This window comes from Bacillota bacterium, assembly GCA_040754675.1.
In the GTDB taxonomy this organism is placed as follows: domain Bacteria; phylum Bacillota; class Limnochordia; order Limnochordales; family Geochordaceae; genus Geochorda.
The window spans coordinates 1-8,100 of sequence record JBFMCJ010000166.1 but is presented as its reverse complement, the minus strand read 5'-3'; the positions used below and the strand labels follow the sequence as shown (position 1 = coordinate 8,100).

8 protein-coding genes are annotated in these 8,100 nt (G+C 69.3%); 5 read left to right on the top strand and 3 right to left on the bottom strand.

Translation table 11 applies throughout. From position 1 onward, the window contains the following. The coding region (locus AB1609_10965) for a helix-turn-helix domain-containing protein (protein MEW6046987.1) at window positions 1–267 on the bottom strand (267 nt) is incomplete at its 3' end. Between the two features lie 276 nt (window positions 268–543). Between AB1609_10965 and AB1609_10960 the strand changes: the two genes are divergently transcribed. Genes AB1609_10960 through AB1609_10950 form a run of 3 tightly spaced genes read left to right on the top strand, consistent with a single transcriptional unit; the run spans window position 544 to window position 4,084 of the window. Beyond that, window positions 544–1,527: a TAXI family TRAP transporter solute-binding subunit gene (locus AB1609_10960; protein MEW6046986.1), complete on the top strand. Its 984-nt coding sequence runs from the start codon at window positions 544–546 to the stop codon at window positions 1,525–1,527. Next, window positions 1,527–2,048 (top strand): DUF1850 domain-containing protein, encoded by a 522-nt coding sequence (locus tag AB1609_10955; protein MEW6046985.1) that lies wholly within the window; start codon window positions 1,527–1,529, stop codon window positions 2,046–2,048. Before AB1609_10960 ends, AB1609_10955 begins: the two co-directional genes overlap by 1 nt. After that, on the top strand, window positions 2,024–4,084 hold the full coding sequence (locus AB1609_10950; protein ID MEW6046984.1) for a TRAP transporter permease: 2,061 nt from the start codon (window positions 2,024–2,026) through the stop codon (window positions 4,082–4,084). The genes AB1609_10955 and AB1609_10950 overlap by 25 nt, the downstream gene beginning before the upstream one ends. 32 nt (window positions 4,085–4,116) lie before the next feature. Here AB1609_10950 and AB1609_10945 read toward each other — a convergent pair whose 3' ends face one another. After that, a complete protein-coding gene (locus tag AB1609_10945; protein MEW6046983.1) occupies window positions 4,117–5,331 on the bottom strand; it encodes a CoA transferase in 1,215 nt (404 codons plus the stop codon). A 60-nt stretch (window positions 5,332–5,391) separates the two neighbouring features. Next, window positions 5,392–6,549, bottom strand: a complete 1,158-nt coding sequence (locus AB1609_10940; GenBank protein ID MEW6046982.1) for an acyl-CoA dehydrogenase family protein — start codon at window positions 6,547–6,549, stop codon at window positions 5,392–5,394. A 199-nt stretch (window positions 6,550–6,748) separates the two neighbouring features. On the opposite strand from AB1609_10940, the gene AB1609_10935 reads away from it, so the two are divergent. Beyond that, a complete protein-coding gene (locus AB1609_10935; GenBank protein ID MEW6046981.1) occupies window positions 6,749–7,426 on the top strand; it encodes a response regulator transcription factor in 678 nt (225 codons plus the stop codon). Window positions 7,427–7,435: 9 nt separating this feature from the next. After that, window positions 7,436–8,100: PAS domain S-box protein (locus AB1609_10930; protein ID MEW6046980.1), on the top strand; the 665-nt coding region annotated here is incomplete at its 3' end.

The following is an 8,100-nucleotide window of genomic DNA, read 5'->3' as shown; positions in this document are numbered from 1 at the left end:
GAAGCGGGCTCCCAGCGCGTATCGCCGGGCCGGATCCCGGGCCACCCAGCCGTGCGCCTGCAGGGTGGCCAGCAGGTGAAAGAGAGTGGTGCGGTTGAGGCCCAGCCGCTCGCTCAGGTCGCTGAGGCGGACGGCATCGCCTTCGGCGGCAAGCAGTTCGATAATCTGAACGGCGCGTGCGACGGAATTTATGGTATACCGGTTTTCGTTTGACGAGGCGTCAGCAGACGTCGCACGGGCCGTGCCTTCCCGCGGCCGGACGGGCACCGTTGCGCTCGACCCCTCTCCCCCGGGACTCGCTGTACGGTCTTATGCCCTGGAGGAAGCGTTTCCCCTGAGGCCGTGCTCTTCCTGCCCAAAGCCGGCGCCCGGCACCGTCACCGCCGCCGGAGGGCCGTTTACATGGTGAAACACCGATGCTCCCGTTCGGCGCCGGCGGGGAAGCGGCGACGTGAGCCCAACCGGGAGGAGTACTGGTAGCGATTACAGAAGCAGTGAGGTACACGCTGCACCCGGACAGCCAGAGAAAGGAGCGTGTTTTGGATGCGGGCCAACCATGGCCGTACGGCCGCCATCCTTGCCGCGCTGGCGTTGTTGCTGGCCACCGCGCCCGTGTCGGCGGCACCCCAGTTGACGCGGCTTTCCATCGCAACCGGCACCACCGGCGGCGTCTACTATCCGGTGGGCGGGGCCATGGCCCAGATCTGGAACCAGTTCGTCCCGGGGGTAGAGGCGGTGGCGGAAGCGACGGGGGCCTCCGTCGAAAACCTCCGCCTCATCGAGCGGGGCGAAAGCCAGGTCGGCCTCGTGCAGGGCGACGTCGCGTACAACGCTTACTACGGCAAAGAACGCTTCGAGGGGCGTCCCATCAACGTGAGGACGCTTCTGGTGATGTACCCGAACGTGTACCACGCCGTCAGCCTCAAGAGCATCGCCCAGCGCCTCGATTTGCAGCGCTTTTCGGACGTCAAGGGCCGTCGCTTCTCGGTGGGCCCTCCCGGCAGCGGCAACGAGCTCACCACGAGCCAGGTCTTTGAGGCACTCGGCATGTCCTTCAACGACATCCGGGTACAGCGCCTCTCCTACGCGGAGACGGCCCGGGCCCTTCGCGAGGGACGGCTCGACGCGGGCTCCTGGGTGGTGGGGGTCGGCAACGCGACGCTGCTCGAACTGGACGCCACCCACCCGATCTTCCTGATCCCCATAACGGGAGAAGAGCGGCAGAAGGTGCTCGACCGTTACCCCTACTACCGGCCGTTCACGATTCCCACCGGCATTTACCCGTCCGTCACCGAGCCCGTCGAGACCATCGCCCTGTGGAACGTGGTGGTCGTGCGGGCCGACATGCCGGAGGAACAGGCGTACCAGCTGGCACGGGCGATCTACGAGCACCTCGATGTCATCGAGCGCGTCTATGCTCCCGGTGCGCCGTACTTCACCCTGGAGAACTTGAAGAACAGCCCCGTTCCGCTGCACCCCGGCGTGGTGCGCTACGCACAAGAGCGGGGGGTTGACGTCGGGCGCTGATGCGCCGTCTCGGGGCCGGCCTGCTCATCGCCGGGCTGGCAGCGGCCGCCTGGCTGTGGCCGGCCCGGCCGGTTCTGGTCGTGCGGCAGGGGGCCGTACCGGTGCTGGCGCTGCCGCTTTTGCCCGGCGAGACGGTGGGCGTGCGGTTCGTCCACTCCGTCGACCATCTGCCGGTCGAGGATCGCTATGTGGCGAGCCGGGGGCGGGGGCTGGTTCAGGTCGAAACCCGCCTCCTGAGCTTCGGGACCGGTATGGGCACGATCCCGGGGCAGGGCAGAGCGGTGGTCGACGGGCCGTGGCTGCGCGTCACCGACATGAGCCGCGCCATCGGCCGGCTCGTGCTTCGGGTGGGATCGCCCGGCGTCGACCATGCGGTGCTGTACCGCGGCTGCGCTTTTTCGCTGACCGAGCGGTGGGCCGGGGAGCGCCTGGTGCTGGAGGCCGTGTGGGTGGGGCCGTGGCTGCATGAATTGCTGGATCTCGGAGGCCGGCTGATATGGGCTATCCATTGCAGGCGATGAAAGAGGCGGAGCGGTCCCGCCTGGTCGAATGGGCCACCCGCAAGTGGGGGAGCGGCCTTTCGGGCCGGCGGGCGTTCTGGCTCTTCTCCGCCATCGCCGTGACCCTCGGGCTGTTCCAGCTCTACGCCGCGAGCTACCTGGTGCTGGACGCCTATTTGCACCGCGTATACTACCTGCTCTTCGTGCTGACCCTCGTCTTCCTGGTCGAGCCGTTGCGCCGCGGCGACGCCGGCCGCCGGCCCGGCTACCTGGTGCTGGACGCCCTTCTGCTCGCCGGGTCTGTAACCGTGAGCCTCTACATCCTGGTCTTCTATGAGGACATCGTCTGGCGGATGGGCAGCCCCAACACGGCTGACATCGTGATGGGGATCATCGCCATCCTGCTGGTGCTGGAGGCGACCCGGCGGACCGTCGGCGCCTCGATGGCGGTCATCGCCGCGGCGTTCATCGCGTACGCTCTGGCCGGCCCATGGCTTCCCGGGCTGTTGAGCCACAAGGGCTTTTCGCTGGGGCGGGTCGTCTACCACCTCTACCTGTTCCAGGAAGGGATCTACGGGCTGCCGCTGGGCGTTGCGGCCACGTACGTCTTCATGTTCGTGCTGTTCGGGGCATTCCTGGACAAGACCGGGGCCGGGTCGTTCTTCATCAATCTCGCCTACGCGCTGACGGGCCGGGCAAGGGGAGGCCCGGCCAAGGCGGCGGTGCTGGCCAGCGCGTTCATGGGGAGCATCTCGGGCAGCGCCATTGCCAACGTGGTAACGACGGGTGTCTTCACCATCCCGATGATGAAGCGGGTGGGCTACGAGCCCCACGAGGCCGGCGGGGTGGAGGCAGCCGCGAGCACGGGCGGCCAGGTCCTGCCGCCCGTCATGGGTGCCGGAGCCTTCCTCATGGCCGAGCTGACGGGAATCTCGTACTGGCAGATCGCAAAGGTCTCGGTCATCCCGGCCGTGATGTACTTCGCCGTGGTCTTTCTCTTCGTGGACATCCTGGCCAGGCGGCGTGCCCTGACGGGGCTGAGCCGGGAGGAGATCCCCGACTGGCGGCAGGTGATGCGCGAGGGCTTTCACTACCTGGTGCCGGTCGGGCTGCTGATCTACCTCCTCGTGCGCCGGTACGACGCGCTTCAGGCCGGGCTGTACGCGCTGGCCGCGCTCCTGGTGGTGGCGATGCTGCGGCCCAACAGCCGCCTGCGGCCGGCGGACGTGGTGGATGCCTTCGGGGCGGCCGCACGCAGCGCGCTCATGGTCTCCGTGGCGACCGCGGCGGCCGGCATCATCGTCGGCGTGGTGGGCCTGACGGGGCTCGGGCTGAAGTTCAGCGCCCTGATGCTGTCGATGTCGGGCCAGAACCTGTTCGTGGCGCTGGTGCTGGTGGGGCTCGCTTCGCTGGTGCTCGGCATGGGGCTTCCGGTGACGGCGTCCTACATCGTGCTCATCGTGCTGGCCGGCCCGGCCCTGATGGAACTCGGCCTGCAAGCCCTGCAGGCGCACATGATCGTCTTCTGGTTCAGCCAGGACTCCAACGTCACGCCGCCCGTGGCACTGGCAGCGTTTGCAGCGGCGGGGATAGCGGGGGCCAGCCCCACCAGGACCGCGCTGGCGGCATGGAAGTACGCCAAGGGCCTGTACCTGATTCCCTTCTTGATGGCGTACACGCCCCTTCTGCTCAACGGCCCGCCGGGGGAGGTCGCGTGGGCGATAGGAGCCGGGGTGCTCGGGCTGGTGGCGTTGGCCGTTTTCCTCGAGGGCTACCTGATCCGTCCCACGACGCTGGTGGAGCGGGCGCTGCTGGCCGTGGCCACCGTCGGGTTGTTGACGCCGCAGCGATGGCTCGACTACCTGGGACTCGTGACCATCGTGGCCGTATTGGGGCTTCAATTGTGGCGCCGTCCGCCCCGGCCGTCGTGGAGCGCCGGGGCGCGGGAGGCAGGCCTTACGGGGCCAGGGCCGCCACCATCCCATCCCGCGCCAACCTCACCTGGGGTGCCAGGGGGCAGGCTGCCCGAACGTGCCCGCCGCAGGACAGGTGCGTGAACACGGCCCGCCGGGGGTGCGGGTGCGCGGTATCAGGAGCGGCCACGGTCGTCGAGCGCCACCACGCCGGACGCGGCGAGTTCGTCGATGTCGGCGGCGGTGAGGCCCAGCACGTCCTGCAGCACCTCCCGCGTGTGTTCGCCCAGAAGCGGCGGGTGGCCCGACGGGGCGGCCGGCGTGCGAGAGAGGTGCTGCAGGGGGCTTGCCACGACGGGCAGGCTCCCGATGAGGGGATGCGCGAGCTTCCACACCGAGCCCCGTGCCTCGGCCTGCGGGTCGGCGAAAGCCTCCCCCAGGTCGTTGACGGGCGCGGCGGGCACTCCTGCGGCCTTCAGGACGTCCACCCACTCGGCCCGGGAGCGGGTGCGGAAAACCTCGGCGAGCCTGGGTACCAGTTCGGCCCGGTGCTGGACGCGGCCGGCGTTGGTCTGAAAGCGCGGGTCGTCCCACAGTTCGGGGTGGCCGATGGCCTCGCAGGCGCGGCGGTACTGCTGGTCGTTGCCGACGGCCAGGATGACCCAGCCGTCGCTTGCCTCGAACGCCTGGTACGGCACGATCTGCGAGTGCGCGTTGCCGACCCGGCGGGGCGGCGAACCCGTTACCAGGTAGCTCTGGGCCAGGTTGGCCATGGCGGCCAGCCCCACGTCGAACAGCGCCAGGTCGAGGTGCTGGCCCCGGCCGCTTGCCCGTCGCCCGTAAAGCGCCGCCAGGATGCCCACGGCGGCCATCATGCCGGTCATCACGTCGATCCAGGCCACCCCCACTTTGGTGGGCGGCCCGGCCGGCTCGCCCGTGACGCTCATGATACCCGTCAGGCCCTGCAGCGCAATGTCGTAACCCGGTTCGAAGGCGCGGGGGCCGGTCTGGCCGAAGCCCGTGATCGAGGCGTAGATCAGGCGGGGGTTCTCGCGGGACAGGGAAGCGTAGTCGAGCCCGAACCGGGAAAGGTCGCCGGCCTTGTAGTTCTCCACGAGGACGTCGGCCCGGCACGCGAGCTCCCGGACGAGGGCGGCGCCCCGGGGCTGCTTGAGGTTGATGGCCACGCTCTTCTTGCCGCGGTTGACCGAGAGGTAGTAGGCGCTTTCGCCCTGGGCGAACGGCGGGCCCCAGCCGCGGGTCTCGTCCCCCCAGGGGGGTTCGATCTTCCACACGGTGGCGCCCAGGTCGGACAGGATCTGCGTGCAATACGGCCCGGCCAGAACCCGCGTCAGGTCCAGCACCCTGATGCCTTCGAGCAGCCTCGCCACGGCAGGGTCACTCCTCGCGGTGCAGGACGTGGCTCTTGCGGCACTCAAGCTGCGGCTGCGTCATTCTAGAGCGTTGAGGGCCGTCACGTCGCGGCCCAGGATGAGGGTGTGGATGTCGTACGTGCCCTCGTACGTGTCCACGCTCTCCAGGTTGAGCATGTGGCGCACGGCGTGATACTCCAGGGTGATGCCGCTGGCGCCGAGGATCTCCCTCGCGGTGCGGGCCGCCTGCAGCGCCGCCCGCACGTTGTTGCGCTTGGCGAGCGACACCTGGGTGTAGCGCAGCCTGCCTTCGTCCTTCAGCCGCCCCAGGCGCCAGGCGAGCAACAGCCCCTTGGTGTGTTCGGTGAGCATGTCGGCGAGCTTGGCCTGGACGAGCTGGCGGCCGGCAATGGGGCGCCCGAACGTGATGCGGTTGTTCGCAAACTCCAGGGCCTCGGTGTAGACGGCCTCGAGCGCGCCCAGCGCGCCCCATGCGATCCCGTAGCGGGCCTGCGTGAGACAGCTCAGGGGCGCCCGCAGCCCCTCGGCGGCCGGGAGCATCTGGGAGGCGGGCACGCGCACCTCGTCGAGGGCGAGTTCGGAGGTGACGGAGGCGCGCAGGCTCATCTTGTGGGGCACCTCCCGGGCCTGGAAGCCCGGAGTGTCGGTGGGAACGAGAAAGCCCCGGACGGTGCCCTCGTCGTCGACGGCCCATACGACGGCCAGGTCGGCGATGCTGCCGTTGGTGATCCACATCTTGGTGCCGGAAAGCACGTAGTCGCCGCCCGCGCGGCGGGCGCGCGTCCGCATGGCGCCGGGGTCGGAACCGCCCTCCGGCTCGGTCAGGCCGAAGCAGCCCACGATCTTGCCGCTGGCCAGTTCGGGCAGGTAGCGGCGCTTCTGTTCTTCGGAGCCGTAGGTGTAAATCGGGTACATGACCAGGGCGCCCTGCACGCTGACGAAGCTGCGCAGGCCCGAGTCGATGCGCTCCAGTTCGTACATGATGAGCCCGTAGGCCACGTTGTTGATGCCGGCGCAGCCGTAAGTCTCGGGCAGGTTGGCTCCAAGGAAGCCCAGGTCCCCGAAGCGAGGGATGAGGTGGCGGGGAAACGTCCCCTGCTCCCACCACTCGCGGATGTGCGGGAGCGCTTCGGCCTCCAGGAACCGCCGGGTCTCTGCCTGCAGGTGGCGTTCCTCGGGGGAGAAGAGTTGGAGGGCTTCAAAGTAGTCCAGCATCGCAGCACCCCGTCTCGCTGTGGTGGCGTGCGGCGAGTGGCTTCCACGGAGGCGGCGGCGATCCTGCTCCGTATGCCGGCGGGCAGGGAGGCAGCCGGCGGCCAGGAAGGCCGCGGCCGGCCGGCGAACCCTTTACCCGGATGACAGTCGATACGTGTCCTGGGTGCTTTCTCGCGAGCGGGGGCCAGGGGGGAACGGGATGGGCCCTCACGGCGGCGGCCAGCGGATCCGGGTGCTTCTGGTCGAGGACCACGAGGTCGTGCGGGCGGGGCTCCGGCTGATTCTGGAAAAGCAGCCCGACATGGAGGTCGTGGGCGAGCGGGGCCGGGGCGATGAGGTCGTGGAGGCGGTCCGCGCCCTGAAGCCCGACGTCGTCGTTCTCGACATCGCCCTGCCGGGCCTGGACGGCACGCAGGTGGTGAGGCTTCTGGCCCGCGAGCAGCTGAACACGCGGGTCATCGCCCTCACGGCCCATCCGGACGAGAGCACGCTGCGCGTCCTGCTCCGGGCGGGCGTGGCCGGGTACGTGCTGAAGCTGAGCCCCGCCAGCGACCTGTGCCACGCCATCCGGGCGGTCATGAACGGGCGGGTATACGTCGACTCGCGCATGCACCGGCACCTCGCACCAGAAGGTGGAGCCGAGGTTCCGGGGCGGTTCGGCAGCAGAGCGCCGGACCTGTCCGAGCGGGAGTGCCAGGTGCTCAAGCTCATCGCGCTGGGCTACACCCACCGCGAGATTGCGCGGCGTATCCGGGTCAGCGTGAAGACGGTGGACACGTACTCCAGCCGCATCTCGGAAAAGCTGGGTCTGACAAGCCGCGCCGAGATCGTTCGCTTCGCCCTCGCCGCCGGGATCTTACGCGAGGGCGAGGTGTAGAAAGGCGCCATGAGGCTCTGGCCGGACGAGCGGCTGCAGCACCTCGAGGCGGCCCTGGACGCGCTGGACGACGCGGTCATGGTGGTGGACCGGGACATGAACGTCGTCGGGTTCAACCGCGCGGCGGAGCGGCTCACGGGGTTCAGCCGGAAAGAAGCGCTCGCAAGCCGGTGCTTCGAGGTGTGCGCGGGCAGGTTCTGCAAGCGGCTGTGCGACATCGAGGCGCTGTTCGCCGGCCGGGGCACCCCGGAAGACTTCGAGACGCCCGTGGCATGCAAGGACGGGAAGGTGCGGCTGGTCCGCATCCGGACAGTACCCCTGAAGGGCCGGGGTGACCGCGTCCTGGCGGCCGTGCGCATCCTGCGCGAAGTGACATCGCAGCGGAACGACGACGTGGCCGCCGGGGTGCCGGTGCCGGAGGTCAAAGGGTACGGAGACCTGGTCGGGCAGAGCCGGGCCATGCTGGACCTTTACCGGGTGCTGGCCGCCCTGCGGGACACCGAGTATCCCCTGCTCGTCTGGGGCGATCCGGGAACGGAGAAGGAGTGGGTCGCCCGAACCATTCACCGCCTTGGCATACGGGCCGCAGGTCCGTTTGTGCGGCTCTACACGGCGGGTGCTCCGCCCATCCTGGTGGAAGAAGAACTCTTCGGAAAGGCCGGAGGCCCGTCCCC

Coding starts and splice junctions, on each gene's coding strand:
- AB1609_10950 (MEW6046984.1), top strand. CDS start 2,024: ATGGGCTATCCATTGCAGGCGATGAAAGAGGCGGAGCGGTCCCGCCTG.
- AB1609_10940 (MEW6046982.1), bottom strand. CDS start 6,549: ATGCTGGACTACTTTGAAGCCCTCCAACTCTTCTCCCCCGAGGAACGC.
- AB1609_10960 (MEW6046986.1), top strand. CDS start 544: ATGCGGGCCAACCATGGCCGTACGGCCGCCATCCTTGCCGCGCTGGCG.
- AB1609_10935 (MEW6046981.1), top strand. CDS start 6,749: ATGGGCCCTCACGGCGGCGGCCAGCGGATCCGGGTGCTTCTGGTCGAG.
- AB1609_10955 (MEW6046985.1), top strand. CDS start 1,527: ATGCGCCGTCTCGGGGCCGGCCTGCTCATCGCCGGGCTGGCAGCGGCC.